At 70.9% G+C, this 18,299-nt stretch carries 18 protein-coding genes; 9 read left to right on the top strand and 9 right to left on the bottom strand.

Annotation, left to right across the window (positions count from 1 at the left end; translation table 11 throughout):
• Positions 1-13: 13 nt before the first annotated feature.
• Entirely contained in the window at positions 14-319 is a 306-nt protein-coding gene (locus tag KOI35_RS12490; RefSeq protein ID WP_215787927.1) for a PadR family transcriptional regulator, read from the top strand.
• A 75-nt stretch (positions 320-394) separates the two neighbouring features.
• On the top strand, positions 395-2,215 hold the full coding sequence (locus tag KOI35_RS12485) for a glycoside hydrolase family 5 protein (protein ID WP_246613033.1): 1,821 nt from the start codon (positions 395-397) through the stop codon (positions 2,213-2,215).
• A gap of 35 nt (positions 2,216-2,250) precedes the next feature.
• Here the strand turns inward: KOI35_RS12485 and KOI35_RS12480 are convergent, their stop codons facing one another.
• From KOI35_RS12480 to KOI35_RS12465, 4 genes are read right to left on the bottom strand one after another with little or no spacing between them, the layout of a single operon-like run.
• Complete coding sequence (locus KOI35_RS12480; protein ID WP_308120925.1) at positions 2,251-3,075, bottom strand: carbohydrate ABC transporter permease; 825 nt, start codon at positions 3,073-3,075, stop codon at positions 2,251-2,253.
• Positions 3,072-3,986 (bottom strand): carbohydrate ABC transporter permease, encoded by a 915-nt coding sequence (locus KOI35_RS12475; protein ID WP_215786821.1) that lies wholly within the window; start codon positions 3,984-3,986, stop codon positions 3,072-3,074. The genes KOI35_RS12480 and KOI35_RS12475 overlap by 4 nt, the downstream gene beginning before the upstream one ends.
• Positions 3,980-5,302, bottom strand: coding sequence for an ABC transporter substrate-binding protein (locus KOI35_RS12470; RefSeq protein WP_215786819.1), 1,323 nt, complete (start codon positions 5,300-5,302; stop codon positions 3,980-3,982). Before KOI35_RS12470 ends, KOI35_RS12475 begins: the two co-directional genes overlap by 7 nt.
• 11 nt (positions 5,303-5,313) lie before the next feature.
• Entirely contained in the window at positions 5,314-8,091 is a 2,778-nt protein-coding gene (locus tag KOI35_RS12465) for a glycoside hydrolase family 78 protein (protein WP_215786817.1), read from the bottom strand.
• A gap of 221 nt (positions 8,092-8,312) precedes the next feature.
• Here KOI35_RS12465 and KOI35_RS12460 point away from each other — a divergent pair, with 221 nt between their 5' ends.
• Positions 8,313-9,188, top strand: coding sequence for a helix-turn-helix transcriptional regulator (locus tag KOI35_RS12460; RefSeq protein ID WP_215786816.1), 876 nt, complete (start codon positions 8,313-8,315; stop codon positions 9,186-9,188).
• 218 nt (positions 9,189-9,406) lie between these two features.
• Here KOI35_RS12460 and KOI35_RS12455 read toward each other — a convergent pair whose 3' ends face one another.
• On the bottom strand, positions 9,407-10,105 hold the full coding sequence (locus KOI35_RS12455) for a hypothetical protein (protein WP_215786814.1): 699 nt from the start codon (positions 10,103-10,105) through the stop codon (positions 9,407-9,409).
• 22 nt (positions 10,106-10,127) lie between these two features.
• Here KOI35_RS12455 and KOI35_RS12450 point away from each other — a divergent pair, with 22 nt between their 5' ends.
• Entirely contained in the window at positions 10,128-10,616 is a 489-nt protein-coding gene (locus tag KOI35_RS12450; RefSeq protein ID WP_215786812.1) for an AAA family ATPase, read from the top strand.
• Between the two features lie 101 nt (positions 10,617-10,717).
• On the opposite strand, the gene KOI35_RS12445 is transcribed toward KOI35_RS12450, so the two are convergent.
• The 3 genes from KOI35_RS12445 to KOI35_RS12435 are packed head-to-tail and all read right to left on the bottom strand — an operon-like array spanning position 10,718 to position 14,079.
• Positions 10,718-11,284, bottom strand: coding sequence for a TetR/AcrR family transcriptional regulator (locus tag KOI35_RS12445; protein ID WP_215786810.1), 567 nt, complete (start codon positions 11,282-11,284; stop codon positions 10,718-10,720).
• Positions 11,285-11,287: 3 nt separating this feature from the next.
• Positions 11,288-11,890, bottom strand: coding sequence for a hypothetical protein (locus KOI35_RS12440; RefSeq protein WP_215786808.1), 603 nt, complete (start codon positions 11,888-11,890; stop codon positions 11,288-11,290).
• Positions 11,887-14,079 carry a PEP/pyruvate-binding domain-containing protein gene (locus KOI35_RS12435; RefSeq protein WP_215786806.1) on the bottom strand — a complete coding sequence of 731 codons (2,193 nt, stop codon included), beginning with the start codon at positions 14,077-14,079 and terminating at the stop codon, positions 11,887-11,889. The genes KOI35_RS12440 and KOI35_RS12435 overlap by 4 nt, the downstream gene beginning before the upstream one ends.
• Positions 14,080-14,215: 136 nt before the next feature.
• Between KOI35_RS12435 and KOI35_RS12430 the strand changes: the two genes are divergently transcribed.
• The 5 genes from KOI35_RS12430 to KOI35_RS12410 all read left to right on the top strand — a co-directional run bounded on the left by KOI35_RS12430 (position 14,216) and on the right by KOI35_RS12410 (position 17,238).
• The gene (locus KOI35_RS12430) at positions 14,216-15,091 is read left to right on the top strand and encodes a hypothetical protein (protein ID WP_215786804.1); all 876 of its coding nucleotides are present in this window, start codon (positions 14,216-14,218) and stop codon (positions 15,089-15,091) included.
• On the top strand, positions 15,088-15,243 hold the full coding sequence (locus KOI35_RS12425; protein WP_215786803.1) for a hypothetical protein: 156 nt from the start codon (positions 15,088-15,090) through the stop codon (positions 15,241-15,243). Before KOI35_RS12430 ends, KOI35_RS12425 begins: the two co-directional genes overlap by 4 nt.
• 40 nt (positions 15,244-15,283) lie before the next feature.
• On the top strand, positions 15,284-16,249 hold the full coding sequence (locus KOI35_RS12420) for an NAD(P)-dependent alcohol dehydrogenase (protein ID WP_215786801.1): 966 nt from the start codon (positions 15,284-15,286) through the stop codon (positions 16,247-16,249).
• Positions 16,250-16,282: 33 nt separating this feature from the next.
• Positions 16,283-16,654: a VOC family protein gene (locus tag KOI35_RS12415; RefSeq protein WP_215786799.1), complete on the top strand. Its 372-nt coding sequence runs from the start codon at positions 16,283-16,285 to the stop codon at positions 16,652-16,654.
• A gap of 140 nt (positions 16,655-16,794) precedes the next feature.
• On the top strand, positions 16,795-17,238 hold the full coding sequence (locus tag KOI35_RS12410) for a DUF6010 family protein (RefSeq protein ID WP_215786797.1): 444 nt from the start codon (positions 16,795-16,797) through the stop codon (positions 17,236-17,238).
• Between the two features lie 208 nt (positions 17,239-17,446).
• On the opposite strand, the gene KOI35_RS12405 is transcribed toward KOI35_RS12410, so the two are convergent.
• On the bottom strand, positions 17,447-18,118 hold the full coding sequence (locus KOI35_RS12405; protein WP_215786795.1) for a hypothetical protein: 672 nt from the start codon (positions 18,116-18,118) through the stop codon (positions 17,447-17,449).
• Positions 18,119-18,299 lie beyond the last annotated feature (181 nt).

Genomic DNA, 18,299 nt, shown 5'->3' with positions numbered 1-18,299 from the left:
AGCGTACGGGGTCATGCAGGAGCCCACGTTCTTGATCCTCACCGCGCTGGCGGCGGAGCCGTGTCACGGCTACGGCGTGATCCAGGCCGTCGAGGCACTGTCCGAGGGAGACGTCCGGCTGCGGCCCGGCACTCTCTACGGCGCACTCGACCGGCTGACCGAGCAGGGCCTCGTCGAGGTCGACCGCGAAGAGGCGGTCGACGGCCGGCTCCGGCGCTACTACCGGCTCACCAGTTCGGGCACGGCCGCGCTGGCCCAGCAGGTCGCACGCATGCGGCGGCACGCCGACGCGGCCGAGCTGAGACTCCGGCCGGCCTGACCGTACGCGGCCGGATAGGGCAGACTTTCGCCGCAACGATCGCCATCGGCCCGCGGATCCGATATATAGATGCCCATGCGCGCCTTGCTCGTCCTGGCTCTCGTCGCCACCGTCCTGTCCGTGCCCACCGCCGCCCAGGCGGCCGAGGCGACCTGGGCCGCGCCGCTGAGCACGCGCGGGCGCTACATCGTGGACGCCGACGGCAACCGCTTCAAGCTCAAGTCGGCCAACTGGCACGGCGCGAGCGGCACCTACAACGGTTCCGGCGACGCTGACACCGACGCCAACCACCACGCCGGCGAGAACTCGGGCCGCGTGCCGATGGGCCTCGACCGGGCGCCGCTGGCCACCATCGTCGCCAACTTCCAGGCGATCGGCATCAACAGCGTGCGCCTGCCGTTCTCCAGCGCCATGGTCACCGACTCGCAGCCGGTGGGCGACCGCTATCTGGCCGCCAACCCGCAACTGAAGGGCAAGACCCCGCTTGCGGTGTACGACGCCGTGGTCGCGGCCCTGACCGGCGCCGGACTCGCCGTGGTCCTCAACAACCACACCAATACGACGCGCTGGTGCTGCGGGGTCGACGGCAACGAGCGGTGGAACACCTCGCAGAGCGCCCAGCAGTGGGAGGACACCTGGCTCACCATGGTGCGCCGCTACCGCGACAACCCCCGGGTGGTCGGCGCCGACCTCTACAACGAGGTACGCCGTACGGTGCTGGACGACCCGAACTGGGGCTGGGGCAACGACCACGACTGGTTCGCCGCCTCGCAACGGCTGGGCGACCGGATCCTGCGCGAGGCCAACCCGAACCTGCTGATCATCGTCGAGGGCATCAACTGGACCGGCATCCCGATCGACGGCTTCGCGCACGAGCGGCCCACCCTCAAGCCCGTACGGACGCTGTCGCACACGCTCGTGAAGTCGGGCAAGCTGGTCTACGCGGCGCACTTCTACGACTACACCGGCGCCAACCACAGCGGCGCGACCGGCACCGGCGAGACGACCGACCCGCGCTACCGTGACCTGAGCCGTGACGAGCTGTTCCGGGTGCTGCAGCGCGACGCGATGTACGTGGCCACCGAGTCCGGGCAGCACTTCACCGCGCCGGTGTGGATCAGCGAGTTCGGCGTCGACCGCAACGCCGCGGCCGGCTCGTCGCAGCGGAACTGGTTCGTCAACTTCACCGACTTCCTGGTGCAGACCGACGCCGACTTCGCGTACTGGCCGGCCGTCGGCTTCAGCGAGAGCGGCAACAACTGGGGCCTGCTGTTCTGGGACCGGGCGGGCACGCTGACCGGGTTCGACGACTGGCGGGCACCGATCTGGAACCGGCTCACGGGCTCCGGTCGTACGGGAAAAATCGACCCCGTGACCCCCTGGTCGATGCTGAGCCCCGACAACGGGGATTTCATCGCGTCGCTGTGGATGCGCGGCGAGCCGGACTGGGACTCGGGCGCCCGCAAGGCTACCTGCCCCGACGGCCAGCGCCTGGCGGGCCTGGCCCACACCGGCAACCGCGCGCTGTGCACCGGGAGCGACTGGACGTCCTATCAGGTGGTGCGGAACGAGCAGTACGTGACGACCGACTGGGCCGGTGGCTACACGAAGCTGCAGTGCCCGGCCGGGTCCCTTCTCGTGGGCTACGCCGTTCGCGGGGCGGCGATGTCGAGCGTGCTCTGCGGCGCCTCCCCCACGGCGGCCGCGTCCACCGGCCGCACGCTCTGGTTCGACCGCGGCGACAACCGTCCCGAGGGCAACCCGGGCGGCGAGTTCGCGACCGGCAACTACAAGGGCCAGTGCGCGACCGACGAATACGCCGCCGGCGTCGCCTACACCGGCCGGGTCTTCTCTTCCCGTACGCCCGACGCCCTGTTCTGCCGCAAGTCGGGATAGAGGGGCCGCGCTGAGGCAACAGCGCGACCCCGGCCCTATCCCTTGATGGCGCCCGCGGTCATACCCGCCACGATGCGCTTGTTGAAGAACAGGAACATGATCAGCGGCGGGATCGTGATCAGCAGGATGTCCATGAAGAGCAGGTTGTACTGGGTGGAGTACGAGCTCGAGAAGTTGTACAGCGTCAGCTGCACGGTGGCGTTCTGGTCGCCGGGCAGGAAGTACAGCGGGTTGACGAAGTCGTTGAAGACCGTCACCGACTGGACCACCACGCAGGTGATGATCACCGACTTGAGCAACGGCAGGATGACCCGGAAGAACAGCCGTACCGGGCCGGCGCCGTCGATGATCGCGGCCTCGTCCAGCTCGCGCGGGACGGTGGCGATGAACGCGCGGAACAGCAGGATGCAGAAGGACAGGCCGAACGCCACCTCGACCAGGATCAGGCCGGGCATCGTCCGGAACAGTCCCAGTTTCTGAAGCACCCAGATCGTCGGCACCACGGCGGGCGGGATGATCAGGCCGGACAGGACCAGGAAGTTGACGAAACCGGTCCAGCGGGTGCGCCGGCGTTGCAGCACGAAGGCCACCATCGCCGCCAGCACCACCATGATGGTCACCGAGGCGACGGTCAGGATCGTGCTGTTGATGAAGGCGATGATCAGCATGTAGTCGCGGGCCTGGACCACGTCGACGAAGTTCTGCACGAACTGGAACTGGGTGGGCCAGGTGAAGTCCAGCCGGGACGCCTCCTGGCGGCTCTTACCCGCGGTCAGCAGGATGAACGCGAACGGCACCAGGAACACCACGACGGACAGCAGGATCGCCACGATGCTGAGCAGCGGGTTGCGCGACTTCACAGGTCCACCTCCCGCGAGTTCAGGAAGCGCGACAGCGGGAAGATGATCGCCGTCACCAGCAGGAACAGCACCACGTTGCCGGCCGTGGACAGGCCGTAGAAGCCCGCCTGGTACTGCTTGTAGATCACCGACGCGATGACGTCGGAGGTGAAGCCGGGACCGCCGCGGGTCATCGCCCAGATCAGGTCGAACGAGCGCAGCCCGCCGATCAGCGACAGCAGGATCACCGTGAACGTGGCCGGGCGGGCCAGCGGCAGCACGATGCTCCGGAAGTTCTGCCAGGCCGAGGCGCCGTCGACGCGGGCCGCCTCGAAGTACTCCTGCGGGATGGACACGATGCCGGCGATGTAGATGAGGGTGGCCAGGCCGACGCCCTTCCAGACGTCGACCAGCGCCACCGACAGCAGCGCATAGCTGGGGTCGGTCAGCCAGCCCGGGCCCTGGATGCCGAGCAGGGCCAGCGACTCGTTGATCAGGCCGTCCTCGGGGTCCATCAGGATGGTGAAGGTCAGGCCGACCCCGATCGTGCTGACCAGCACCGGGAAGAACACCACCGAGCGCAGGTAGCCGCGGCCGATGATCTGCGAGGTGAGCAGGACGGCCAGGCCCAGCCCGAGCACCACCTTGAGACCCGAGGTGACCACCGCGTAAACCACGGTGTGCCAGAGGCCGGAGACCAGGGCCGGCTCCTGGAAGAACGTGACGTAGTTGTCGAACCCGATGAACTGCGAGTCGAAGATGCTCCACCGGGTCAGGCTGAAGTAGAACGACGTCACCGTCGGCACCAGGAACAGCACCGCGTAGACGATGGCGGCCGGCAGGTAGAACCAGATCGGGTACGGGCTGCGTTTCCGCCCGGCCGGGGCGGGCCCGGTCGCGCTCACACGCGACCGGGCCTCCAGGGCTACCAACCTTCCAGTCCAAGCTGCTGGGCCTGCTTTTTCACGTCCTCGTCGTACAGCTTGGCGGCGGCGTCGGCCTTGCGGATGCCGGAGCCGACCTCGACGCAGATCTGCTCGAGGGCCGGGCCCTTGACCGGGGACAGGAACTCCAGGGCGAGGCCGGACGCGCCCGGCTTGTCGATGTAGGTCTGCATGTCCTTGACCGCCTGCGGCACCGAGTCGGGCAGCTTGCACCCCGTGACCGCGTACGGGCCGGTCGGCTGGGACGCCTTGCCGAGCGACTCGCACCCCTCGGGGCTGGCCACGAAGCCGAGGAACTTCTTGGCCGCGTCCAGCTTGGCACCGGTGGTGCTGGTCGGGATGTAGAGGCCGTTCGGCGCCCACACGGTCAGGCCGTTCTTGGCGGCGTCGGCGCCCGGGATGGCGAACAGGCCGATCTTGTTCTCGGTGCCCGGGTTGTCGGCGATCAGCTGGCTGAGCATCGCGGACAGGATCGGGTACTGCGCGCCCTCACCCTTGGCCAGCTTGTTCAGGCCGTCGGTGAGCTTGGCCGACGCGAAGTCCTTGTTCACGTACCCCTTGTCGTGCACCTCCTGCAGGTGGTCGAAGCCGGCCCGGGCGGCGGGCGTGGTCGCGTACTTGGCCTGGTTCTTGGTGTACTGGTCGGCCCAGCCCGGGGTGGTCGCCTCGACGTTGAAGTAGTCGCCCAGGATGAACAGCTGCGACGTCCAGGTCTCGCCGTACGTCTGGATGACCGGGTCGACGCCGGCCGCCTTGAGCTTGGCGTTGTTGGCCTCGAACTCGGCCCACGACGTCGGGACCTTCAGCCCGTTCTTGTCGTAGACGTCCTTGTTGTAGAGGATCGCGCCGGCCATGTAGTTCCCGAAGGGCACCCCGTAGATCTTGCCGTCCGAGCCGACCGATTTCTTGAAGTTGTCGTCGAGCTGCCCGGCGAACTCGTCGACCGGGGTGAGGTTCTTCTGCGGGGCCAGGGCCTGCATGAGCGAGCCCGAGTTGTACATGAAGACGTCGGTCATGTCCCCGGTCGAGAGCCGGGTCTTGACGACGTTGTCGCCCTCGGTGCCCTGCGGCCGGGTCTCGACGGTGATCGTGATGTCGGGGTTCTTGGCGTTGAAGTCCTTGGCCAGCCCCTCCGCGATCTTCACCGTCTCCGGCTGGTTGTCGGTCAGGAACGAGAGCGTGACCTTGCCGCCGCCGCCGCTGCTGCTGTCGTCGCTGCTGCCGAGGCTGCCGGCACTGCACGCGCCGAGCGCCATCGCGGTGGCCGCCGAGAGTACGGCGAGGCCTATCTGACGTCGCTTCATGGTTACTCCCTTTATTCGTTTCTACCGGAGAGGATCGTCTGCAGGCGGGCGGCGAGCTGGGCGCCACCCGGGATGAAGCCGTGCGCGGTGGCGGCGCCGGCGAGTTCGGTGGCGGGCGCGTCGAGGTAGCGTTCGAGCCGTCCGGCCAGGTCGGCCTCGTCACTCGCGACACCCGCCTGGACCGCCGCGGCGACAACCCCGTCCCAGCTGGGTGCGTGGTCCATCAACTGCCGGATGCTGGGCTCGGCCGGCAGTTCCGCCGTTCCCGCGTACGCGTCCTCGACGCTCCAGTGATGACGGCCGTGCCCGACGGTGATCGGCTCCCCGCCACCCGGCACGTGCACGGTGGCGGTCGCACCCACTGGCACCACCACATCGAGCGTCAGTTCGCCGTTGTCACGCTGCCAAGAGACCGAGGTTTCCCCGTACGGGGTGAGGTGGCGCGCCGCAGCGTGCGTGAGCCCGCCGCCCGGCTCCGGCCGCACCTCGATGTGCCGGTAACCGGGCTCGGCCGGGGCCAGTCCGGCCACCCGCCGGTGCAGCCAGTCGGCCACCGCCCCGAGCGCGTAGTGGTTGAACGACGTCATCTCGCCCGGGTTGATCGAGCCGTCCGGGAGCATGCTGTCCCACCGCTCCCACACCGTGGTGGCGCCCATCGTCACCGGGTAGAGCCAGCTCGGCACGCCGGTCTGCAGCAGCAGCCGGTACGCCACGTCGGGCCGCCCGGCGTCGGTCAGCGCGTCGGTCATCAGCGGGGTGCCGACGAACCCGGTGCTGATCCGGTAGCCCGCCGTCCGGACCAGGTCGGCCAGCCGCTCCCCGGCGTTCCGGCGCTGCTCGGCGGTGGGCAGCAGCGCCCACTGCAGGGCGAGGGCATAGGTGGTGGCGGCGTCGCTGAGCACCCGGCCACCGTCGGTCACGTACTCGCGGGCGAACGCGGCCCGCACCCGCTCGGCCAGTTCGCCGTACTCGCGGGCCACGTCGCCGGCGCCCACGACCCGGGCCGCCTGGGCCACCACCTCGGCCGACCGGGCCAGATGGGCGGTCGCGATGACGTCGGGGTCGGCCTTGGCCCGGAACGGGTCGGCGGGCGGGGCGGTCGGGTCGAGCCAGTCACCGAACTGGAAACCGCCCGCCCACAGCAGGCTCGGACCGGCCAGCGCCGCCATCCGGTCGACCCAGGCCCGCATGCTGGGCAGCTGCCGTTCGAGCAGGCCACGGTCGCCGGTCCGCTGATAGATCACCCATGGCACGATCGTGGCGGCGTCACCCCAGGCCGCGGTGGCGGGACCGGGCTGACGCAGGACGTCCGGGACCACGTACGGGACCGATCCGTCCTTCTGCTGCTCGGCGCTCAGGTCGGCCAGCCAGTTGGTGAGGAAGCCGGCGCTGTCGAACAGGAACGACGCGGTCGGCGAGAAGACCTGGATGTCGCCGGTCCAGCCGAGGCGCTCGTCGCGTTGCGGGCAGTCGGTCGGGACGTCGACGAAGTTGCCGCGCATACCCCAGACGACGTTCTCGTGGAAGCGGTCGAGCAGGTCGTGGGAGCTTTCGAACCAGCCCGTACGGCGGAGGTCCGACCCGATGACGACGGCCTGGATGTCTTCGGGTTGGAGCGCTTCGACACCGGTCACCTCGGCGTAGCGGAAGCCGTGGAACGTGAGGGTGGGTTCGAGCACGACCTCGTCCGGGCCGTCGACGATCCACTCGTCGGTGGCGCGGGCGGTGCGCAGCGGCCGCACGCCCAGTTCGCCGTCCTCGACCACCTCGGCGTGCCGGACCACGACCGTCCCGGCAACGCCCCGCACGGTGAGGCGGACCCGGCCGACCAGGTTCTGCCCGAAGTCGACCAGGGTCTTCCCGGACGGCGACGTCGTGACCGCAACCGCAGGCAGGACGTCGGTGACGCGTACGGGCGGGCCGTCCGGCGCCACCAGCAGGCTCAGGTCGGCGTCGATGAGGTCGACCGGCGACTCCGGGCCGGGCGCGCGGGTCAGGTCGGTGCGCTGGCCGTTGTAGAGGTCGTCGTCGACGATCGTGCCCTCGCGGGCGGTCCACGTGCCGTCGGTCGCGAGGGTGTGCACCTGCCCGTCGGCGGTCTCGACCTCGAGCTGGGCCAGCAGCGCCAGCCGGTCGCCGTAGAGGCTGTGCTGGTCGCGGAAGCCCAGGTAGCCGCGGTACCAGCCGTTGCCGAGCCGCACCTCGACGCGGTTCTCGCCCGGCGTGATCAGGCCGGTGACGTCGTGCGTCTGGTAGCGCAGCCGGTGCTGGTAGGCCGTCCACCCGGGGGCGAGCACCTCGTCGCCGACCGGGGTGCCGTTGATGCTCGCTTCGTAGACACCGTGCGCGGTGACGTACAGGCGGGCCTTGATGATCTCGCCGGTGGTGCTGAGCGTGCCGGTCAGGATCGGGGCCGGGCTCCCGAAGGCGCCGATGTCGCGCGGGCTGACGAAGCGAGCGGTCCAGTCGCGCGGGTCGAGCAGGCCGGCCTCGACGGTGGCCGGTTCGCTCCAGTCGCTGTCGCCGGCCTGCACGCGGACCGTGGCGATCTCGCGGCTCGTCAGCGGGGCGGCCGGCCAGGGCACGAGCACCTGGTCGGGGCTCTGGACCTCGAACACCTCGGTGTCGCCGCCGCGGGTGATCTCGACGCGGTAGGCGGTCTGGACCCAGCCGGCCGGGGCGTCCGCGATCTGCCAGGAGATCCGTGGAGCGGGCGTGCCGATGCCTGCGGTACTGCCGTGATGGTGGTGCTCGAAGCGGAGATCCTGAGGGGCTGAGATGTCCGGCATGTCACTCCTGCTGGGGTTTATCCGTGAAACGATTCAAGAACCGGCGTCGCATCGGAGGGCAAGAATTTTTGTTTCGGCTTGGTGGCGGGAAAGTTTCGCCGTGCCCCCGATCCTGCGTTTCGGTGTGGCCCACGACATAGCCCGTGATGAACCGGAGGTAGCACAAAATTCACCCGCGTCCTGCCCTGTCTGCGCTCCTCGGGCAGGGCCTACGGTGGGGCATGACCGACGAACCCCCGGTCGAGAACACCCGGACGTTGCTGCACTTCATCGACGGCTCGCACGCCTACGCGGGCCACTACCTGCACGAAGGCGCGCATCCGGTGCACACGCACAGCTTCGTCGAGATCGCCGTCGTGACGGCCGGCACGGGCGTGCACCACAGCCTGGCCGGCCGGCAGGACCTGCACGCCGGCGACGCCCTCCTGCTGCGGCCCGGGGTCTGGCACGGTTACGAGAATTGTGAACGGCTCGACCTCTACAACTGCTGCTTCTCGACCGAGCTGCTGCAGCGCGAACTGGCCTGGACCAGGCAGGACCCGCACCTCGGCCACCTGCTGTGGACCGGCCCGTACTCCGGGCAGCGCCGCGGCGTCCTGGCCACCCACCTGCCCGGCGAAGCCCTGGCCACGTGCCTCGAACACCTGGACGGCCTGCGCGCGTTACCGGCCCCCGAATACCGCGGCGACCTGGTGGGCCGGCTGACCCTGTTCCTGAGCGCGCTGGCCCGCGCCGTGGCCGGCACCTCCTCGGAGGAGTCGATGAGCACCCACACGGCGGTGCTCGACGCCATGCGCATGATGGAAGACCGTCCCGCCCACCAGTGGACCCTGACCGACCTGGCCGCCGAGCTGCACCTGGCCCCCGGCTACCTGGTCCGCCTGTTCAAGGCGGCCACCGGCCTGCCCCCGATGGCCTACCTGTCCCGCCACCGCGTCGAACTGGCCGCGGCCCGCCTGCTGCACACCGACCAGCCGATCAACCGCATCGGCGAATCGGTGGGCTGGCCCGACCAGAACTACTTCGCCCGCCGGTTCAAATCCCACTACGGCCTGAGCGCCTCGACCTATCGGGCCCGCTTCGCCCGAGCCCACTGACCCCGCGCCGGGCCGTCGTCGTGCGGTTCAGCCCGGCCGCTCGATCACAGTGCGGCGAATGCTCGGCGTCAACGGCTTCGCGGTGCCGGCACCGGGCATGACCACGCGGCAGGCGGCCGGTCAGCCGGGTTCCACGGTGGTCGCGCGGATCGCGATCGCCACTCGGCGTCAACGGCTTCGCGGTGCCGGCACCGGGCATGACCACGGCAGGCGGCCGGTCAGCCGGGTTCCGCGGTGTTCGCGCGGATCGCGATCGCCACGTCGTTGCCCGCGGCCGGGTCGACCACGCAATGCAGACCGAGGTCGACGATGCGGCCGTCGCGGGCGTTCCACTCGGCGGCGCCGGAGTCGCGGCCGAGGACGGGACCCAGGGCGTCGATCGTGGACTTCCACAGGTTGGGCCAGGCGCGCCGCGACCCGACGACAAACGCGAGCTGCAACGCGACGCCGCCGCCGGGCAACGGCCGGGCCGCGGCGACCTGATCGCGGATCTGTTGTTTGTAGGCGACGCTCTCCGCGGACGCCGTGGTCCGGACGCTGAACGCGTAAACGCCACCGGGATCGTCCACCGGACGAGCCGGGCCGACGGTGATCGACGAAGCCGGCTCGCGCCCCTTGCTCCCCCACACCGACGCGAACTGCCGTCCGGTGCTCGCGGTGATCCTCGGGACGAGCGGGAACAGGTAGTTGTCGAGGTCGTGGGATGTGGTGTTGTCCGTCGCGACGTGCAGGCTCAGCGCGACCGGGCCGGCCAGCCCGGCCAGCGGTCCGGCCACCAGCGAGGTGACATGGCTGGTGAAGGCGGTGGACTGCACCTGACCGGGCGAGCCGGCCTTGTCCCAGCTGGCCAGGGCGGGCACACCGGCGAGCGGCATCGGCACCGCGTCGGGCCGGGCGTAGAAGACGGGCGTCAGCACGCACGCAGCATAGGCTTGCTCGATGCCCCGACTGATCCTGCTCAACGGGCCGGCCGCGTGCGGAAAATCGACGCTCGCCCGCATGTATGTGGAGCGGCACCCTCTCGCCCTGGCGCTCGATGTCGACCGGGTGCGGGATCTGATCGGCGGGTGGCGGGACCATCGTGGACCGGCCGGGCTGCTCGCGCGGGCCATCGCGCTGGCGGCGGCCCGCGAGCATCTGGCCGCCGGGCACGACGTGGTGGTTCCGCAGTTGCTGGCGCGGCCGCAGTTCATCGAGCAGCTGGAGACGCTGGACGCCGAGTTCCACGAGATCGTGCTCGTCGACGACCTCGAGAACGTGCTGCGCCGCGACGCCGTCCGGGGTGACGGCAACGATCCGGGTGAGATCACCGAGCTCTATCACCGGCTGATGGCACTGCTCCCGGCCCGGCCGCGCGCCCGGCTGATCCGCCTGCGCGACGGCGATGTGGAAGGTGCCTACCAGGACGTACTCGATGCGCTGACATGACGTTGCCGGGCACGCGACGCCGGTCGCGCCGGAGCAGGGAAGCAGCCGGATTCGCGAAGCAGCCGGAAGGGGAGCAGCCGGATCAGGGAAGCAGCGGCGGATCAGCTGAACAGGTGGTCGAGCTGGGCGTCGAGCACGGCCAGGGCCTGCACGGGAGTGAACTGGCCGCCCAGCAGGTAGAGGCCCAGCCCCTCCATCAGGGCCAGCAGCGAAGCGGCCCCGTCGGCCGCCCCCGGACCGGGGAGCAGGCTCGCGACGAAGTCGACCAGCTGTGACGTCGACGGGCGGAGGGCGGCAGCGGCCTCGGGGCGGACCGTGGCGTACGCGAAGAAGGCCAGCGCCACCCGCCCGTCGGCCCGGGACGGCTCGTCCAGCGGCAGCAGCGCGGCGATCATCGTGCGGAGCATCAGCCGGGGCGGCGGGTTGTCGCCGAGGGCGGCCACGGCGGCGCCGACCCGGGCCTCGCCGCGCTCGCTGACGACGGCGATCGCGAACGCCATCATCTCGTCCTTGGTGCGGAAGTAGTGCTGCACCATCCCGGCCGACACCCCGGCCGCGGTGGCCACGTGACGCAGGCTCACCGCCTCGAGGCCCTGCTCGGCCGCCACCCGCATGAGTGCGTCGGCGATCAGGCGGCGGCGTGCCTCGTGGTCGACGATCTTGGGCATGGGTCAGGCCGCGTACGCGTCGAACACCCGGGCGGCCCGGACCAGACCGTCGGCGTCATCGGCGTACAGGCGCAGCTCCTGCACCGGCTCGCCGCCCCGGGGGACGTCGAAGACGATCGGGCGCCGCAGCCGGACGTCGATGCTGGTCTGACTGCCGACCACGATGTGCAGGGCTCCGTCCTCGAGCTGCACCGCGCGGCTCGACGGCATCGAACGATAGCGCTTCCGGACCGACTCGACGTCCGGCCAGGGCACCGTGACGTCGACACTCGAGCTCATCCGCACCCGCAGGCCGTCGGCGAGCACGAGGTGCGGGTGCCGGATCATCCCGGCCAGGAAGCCGAGCATCCACAGCAGACCCCACACGCTGATGACCAGCATGATCAGGCGGGCCGGACCCCACGGCACGACGTGCTTGACGATCAGGTCGAGCACCGGGATCTCGACGATCGACAACCCCAGGAAGACGCCGAGGATCGGCTTGACCACGCCGAGATACCCGTACGCCTGTCCGCCGTGCAGCGGCACCGGACGCCGGCAGACCCACGACGCCAGGTTTCGCCAGGTGGCCGCCTCGGCCGCGGCAGCGCGCCGGAGAACGCTCATCGTGCTCCTTCCAAAACGACAGTTCCGGCGGCCGCATCGACCGTGACGATCTGGCCGGTCCGCAGGTGACGGGTGGCGCCGGGCACGCAGATGACCGCGGGCAGCCCGTATTCGCGGGCGACCGTCGGGCCGTGGGCCATCACCGCGCCCGTCTCGGTGACGAGCGCGGCCGCGGTCAGGAACAGGGGCGTCCAGCCGGGGTCGGTGGTGGCGGTGACCAGGACCTCTCCCGGTTCGAAGTGGGCGGTGGCCGGGTCGAGGACGACGCGTACGGGACCGGTCGCCCGCCCCGCCGACGCCCCCACGCCGCGCAGGGCATCGGCCGGGGCGGTCACCGGCATGGTCGCCTCGACGTCGGTGCCGTCGGAGAACAGGGCCACCGGTACGGATCGGCGGCGGCACTCGCGTTCGTGGGTGGCGCGGCGGCTCGCGACCAGGTCGCGTACGGCGGGAAGGGGTTGATCTGTCTCCTCCCGGGTCAGGAACATGATGTCCCCGGCCTGCTCGAGCACCCCGGCCGCGGCCATCTCGGCACCCTGAGCCAGCAGCTCACGGCGCATCGCGGCCAGACGGTAGAGGCCCGCGAACTTGCCGGACTCGCGCAGACCGGCCAGCTCCCGGGCACGACGCAGAAGCCAGACCGCAAGCGTTCCCCGTACGGGCCGGCGCCGCCGCACGCGCACGCTCAAGTCACGCAGCGTGGTCTCGGCCCGTTCGGCGGCCCGGGCGAACCGCACGTCGGGCGCCTGCTCGGGGTCGGTGACGCGAACCATCGCGGCGAGCGCGGCCCGCACCGGCGCCGGATCCTCCGACCACCGCGGCACGCCCAGATCGACCTCGGCGGCAGCGCGATGGCCGTACGCGCGCAGGAACTCGGTGAGATCGACGTCGGCCGGGTCGTCGGCGCCCCCGGCCAGCTCCCACAACGCCAGGTCCATCTCGATCGTCACGTTGTGCGGCATGCCGCCCAGCACCGTGTGGATCTCGCCGGGGCGTGCGACATCGCCCAGCAGCTTGGCCGGGAGGGCGGCGGCCATCATGCCCGCGACGATCGGCCAGAGAATCGCGTCCGGAGTCTCGTCGGCCGGCTTTTCCGCGGCGACCCGGATTCGGTCGATCTCCCGGTCGAGACGCCGTCGGGCCTGTTCCGGGCGTAGCAGGGCGCCGGCGACGCCCCGCACGGCCCGGCCGATCGGCGGCAGGGCACCGCGGGGGCGCTTGCGGCGTGGCCCGGGCGCGAACCGCGGGTCGTCCAGCACATGCCGCATCACGGCCTGGGCGCGCGGCCCGAAATCGACCGCCAGCAGCGGAATCAGCCGGCGGCGGGCGACCGGATCGCGGACCAGGTCGGTCATGTCCCCGTACATCCGGCCGCCGACGTCGATGATCTCCACCCGGAGCCCGAGCGGCACCAGCATGTCCCGGACCAGCTCCTTGAGCGTGTCCATCCCCCTCGGCGTGACCGGTTGCAGCATGCCCTGCACATGTCCGAACTCGAGGTAGACCCGCGGCGGCCCGCCGGTGACCGGTGGCGCCGGGAACAGCGTGGTGATCGGCCGCGACTGCAGAATCCACAGCTCACCGTGGCGGTCCACGGCCCATTCCACGTCCTGCGGCCCGCCGAACAGCGCTTCGAGCCGCTCCCCCACCACCCACAGCGGATCGTCACGGTCGAGCACCCGCCGCTCGACGTTCACGGTGCCGTCGACCACCCCGGTCCCGGCGGCCGCCTCCACGACCATCCGGCCGCGCGTGCCCCGCACCGGGTCGGCGGTGAACAGCACACCGGCGGTCACCACGTCCACCATCGGCTGCACCACGACGGCCATACCGACATCAATTTCTTTCCCGTACGCCGTGACGCGCGCACCGCCGGCCGAGTCCCGGCATCGCCGGATCGCCGCGAACAGGTCGTCGACGCCGCGCACGTCGAGCACGGTGTCGAACATCCCGGCGAAGCTCGCATCGGGCCCGTCCTCCACGGTCGCGCTCGAGCGCACGGCCACGGCGGGGGCGCCCAGGGCCTCGTACGCGGAAATGATCTCGCTCGGCTCGGCCCCCTCGACCGTCACACAGAACCCGTCGGGCACCCGCTCGCCCGCCCTGAGCAGCGCACCGAGCCCGGCCGCCTTGCCGCCGGCGACCGCCCGCAGGCCCGGCCCGACGTCCCGCAGACCCACGACTGGCATGACCCCTCCCCGGGTTTCGCAATGCGATCGTATTGCCAACGGTAGCCGCTTCCCAATACAACTGCAATGCAAAAATCGCCCGGCCAATTCGTGACAGAGCCGGAACCACGGACGGATCCGCATCGTCTGAACGGACATGACTCGTCTCCGCGGCTCCCTGATCGCCGCCGCCGTTCCCCTGTTCCTGCTCGCCGCGTGCGCGCAGCCCGGCACCAGCGCGGGCGCGCCCGGTCCGGCCACGCCCGAGAGCTCCTCCGCCTCCCCCCAGAGCGGTGACGAGCTCGTGGCGCGCGTCGAGTCCTTCGGCGGTTTCGTCCCGCCGGACCGCACGGTCGGCACCCTGCCGGCGCTCAGCATCTACGCCGACGGCCGCGTCATCACCGAGGGACCGGTCCCGGCCATCTATCCCGGGCCCGCCCTGCCCAACCTGCAGGTGCTGATGCTCAGCCCCGAGCAGATCCAGCAGCTGACCAAGGAAGCGGCCGACGCCGGCGTGACGGCGGGCACCGACTTCGGCCAGCCCAACGTCGCCGACGCCCCGACCACCCGCGTGACCGTCGGCCGGCAGTCGGTGTCGGTCGTCGCGCTCAACGAGGCCCAGGCCGGCGACCCGATGCTCAGCGACGCGCAGAAGAGCGCCCGGGCCAAGCTCGCCGCCTACGTCAAGAAGCTGCAGCAGGTCTCGTCGGGCGACAGTGCGTCGGCCTCGGCGGCCTACGAGCCGGAGTCGCTCGCCGTGCTCGCCCGCCCGTGGACCAAGCCGGCCGGCGGCGAGCCCGCACAGACCGAGATGGCCTGGACCGGCCCGGCACTGCCCGGCGACTACCTGAACCCCAGCATCAAGATCGGCTGCGTGGTGGTGAGCGGAGCCGACGCCGACAAGGTGATGACCGCGGCCCAGAAGGCCAACCAGATGACGCCGTGGACCGCCGACGGCCAGAAATACCTCATCAACTTCCGCCCGCTGCTGCCCGACGAGAAGGGTTGCGCGGAGTTCAAGGGGAACCGATGACTCCTCTCGGAGAGCCGTTCGATTCCGGCCGCGACGACGTCGCGGGGGACGACGGGATCGATCGCGGGCCGGAGCGGACCGGGTCCGTTCCGGCCCGCCAGGGCTGCCGTCCGGCCCAGACCGCACCGCGCGGTCCCCGGGACACGCCCTAGTCTCAGCTGGGTCACAGCGGGGGTGCCCGACCATCGGCGCATGCGAGCCATGATGTTCGACGCGTACGGGCCGCCCGAGGTGCTCCGCGCCGTCGATCTGCCCCGTCCGCGGCCGCGCGGGGACGAGATTCTCGTCCGTGTCCACGCGACCACGGTGACCTCGGCCGAGTGCGGGATGCGCCGTGGTGAGCCGCGCTGGGGGCGGGTCGTTCTCGGACCGCGGCGGCCCCGGGCGGGCGTACGGGTGCTGGGTCTCGAATTCGCCGGCGAGGTGACCGAGCTCGGCCCGCGGGCGGACGGATTCCAGCCGGGCGAGCGGGTGTTCGGCTTCACCGGCTTCGGGGTCGGGGCCAACGCCGAGTTCAAGTGCCTGTCCGCGCGGGCCTCGATGACCACCGTCCCGGACGGGGTGACCTATGCGCGCGCCGCCGCGGCCGTCGACGGGTTCACCACGTCCTGGTACTTCCTGCACGACCTGGCGCGGATCCGGGCCGGGCAGAAGGTGCTGGTGATCGGGGCCTCGGGCAGCCTCGGCACGTACGCCGTGCAAATCGCCCACCGGGCCGGCACGGTCGTGCACGGGGTGTGCGGCGCCCGGAACGCCGAACTGGTCGGGTCGCTCGGCGCGGAGCGCGTGTTCGACTACGCCACCGAGGATTTCACCGCCGCCGGGGAACGCTACGACGTCGTCTTCGACACGGTCGGGCGCAGCTCGTTCGCGCGGTGCCGCCCGGTGCTGACCCCGCGCGGTTGTTATCTGCCGACCACCGGGCTCGTGAACAGCGCCCTCGCGGTGGGCACGGCGGCCGGCCGCGGGCCCCGGGTTCGCACCGGCATGTCGGTGCGCAAGCACGCCGCCCTGGCCGAACTGAGCGCCCGCCTCGGTGACGGCAGCCTCCAGGTGGTCATCGACCGCACCTATCCCCTGGCCGACCTGGTGGCGGCCCACCGGCACGTCGACAGTGGCCACAAGACCGGCAACGTGGTGATCACGGTGACGCCGTAGGAATTGTCGTACCCGCGGCCTACGGTGTCGGGCATGGACATGAAGATTGAGCTCATTCCCGTGCCGGTGACCGATGTCGACCGGGCCAAGGCCTTCTACGAAAAGGCGGGCTTCAACGCCGACCACGACCATCGCGTGCAGGAGGGCTTACGGTTCGTCCAGCTGACGCCGCCCGGGTCGGCCTGCTCGATCGTGCTCGGCGAGGGCATCACCGACAAGACCCCCGGCACGCAGGAGATCCAGTGCGTGGTGGCCGACGCCGGCCGGGCGCGCGACCAGCTGATCGAGGCCGGCATCGAGGTCAGCGAGGTCGACCAGCAGGCCTGGGGCGACTTCGTCTACTTCCGCGATCCCGACGGCAACAGCTGGTCGCTGCAGGCCATCGAGAAACGCCCCAACGGCTGATCCGCCCCGCGAGCTGCGGCGCCGGCGGTCGCTGAGGTCCGCGAGCTCCGGCGTCGGGGGCCGGCCGATGGCGGGATCCCGTTGACAGTTGGCAGGCGGGGCGCTTCTGCGCCGGTCAGGGCCTTTCTACGCTTCTGCGCATGCTTCGCTACGTCATGCCGGTGGTCATCGCGCTGGTCTTCATCGCCGTCGTCAGCTTCGTTCCCGAGCCGCACCGGCAGCGGTTCAACGCGCTGCTCATCGCGGGTGCCGGCGGCACCTACATCAGCGGAGGAGGTTTCGGTCTCTGGGAGCTGGCGTTCGCCGCCGTGATGGTCGCGGTCGCCTACGCCGGGCTGCGGTCGTGGAGCTTCATCGGCATCGGCTGGCTGCTGCACACCGCCTGGGACATCCTGCACCACCGGCGCGGCACCCCGCTGATCCCGTCCCTGCACGACTCGTCGTTCGGCTGCGCGATCTGCGATCCGGTGATCGCTTTGTGGGCCTTCACCGGCGGCCGCTTACCCCGCGAGCTGCTCGCCTATCGGCGCGCCCGCCGCACCGCCGCCGCTGACAACAACGACAGCGCGCCCGCCCGAGCCTGAACGCCGGCAACGCGCCGCCGACAACAACGACAGCGCGCCCGCCCCTGAACGCCGGCGACGCACCGCTGAACAACGACAGCACGCCCGCCCGAGCCTGATCGTCCGCGACGCACCCGCTGACAACGACGACAGCGCGCCCGCCCCTGAACGCCGGCGACGCGAGGCTGACGACCCTGCGCCCGCGCGGCCCGGGAGCGGCGGCTCGAGGCTACGTCTCCCAGACCGTGATCGAGAGGCGGAGGTTGTCGTACTCGGCGCTCTTGATCGTCACGAAAGCGGTGCGGCCGCCCGTGGTACGCACGCAGAGTTTGTCGCCGCCGGCGGGGACGATTCCGCCGATCGCCAGGGTTTCCAGCGCGTTGTCGCAGTCGGCCCAGCTCGGAGCCGAGCGACCGTCCCACTCGGCCATCGGCTGAGCGTAGAGCGCATAGTCGCGGGCTTCCGGGTTCCAATATTGCAGGTCGCCGTCGTCCCAGTTGCCCTTCGGGCCGGTCGCCGTGGTCGGGCGGGGCTGGTCGAGGTCGACGCCGGTGACGTTGTGCATCAGGAAATCGCCGGACCAGCGGACCTTGACCGTCCCCTCCGGACCTGAGGTCGGTTCGTCCGTGGCCGGCGGCGTCGAGGGCGGCCCCGACGTGGGCGGCGGTGTCGACGGCGGTGGGGTGGACGGCGGTGGGGTGGACGGGGGTGTGGAGACCCGACCCGTGGACGTGGGCGGCGGGGGCTGGACCTGGTCGTCGTCACCATCGGCCGAGCGGGGCAGCAACCAGGCGCCGATCGCCACGACGGCCGCGATGACGCCCGCGATGCCGCCGACGGCCTGCCACCAGCCCTTCGAGTGCCAGCGCGGGCCGGGAGGTTGCTGCGCGCCCTGAGTCACGAGGACCAAGCATAGATGCGCTTAGTGATCTAGCTCACCGGACGGAGGGCGCCGTAGCGCGGCCGGACACATCGGCGCGACCGCGGCTCGATCGTAGAACAGCGACGCGGCCGGACACATCGGCGCGACCGCGGCTCGATCGTAGAACAGCGACGCGGCCGGACACATCGGCGCGACCGCG

The sequence above is a fragment of the Paractinoplanes bogorensis genome, from assembly GCF_018829635.1.
Taxonomy (GTDB): Bacteria; Actinomycetota; Actinomycetes; order Mycobacteriales; family Micromonosporaceae; genus Actinoplanes; species Actinoplanes bogorensis.
The sequence above is the reverse complement of the archived record's forward strand: the minus strand, read 5'-3'. Positions and strand labels throughout refer to the sequence as shown.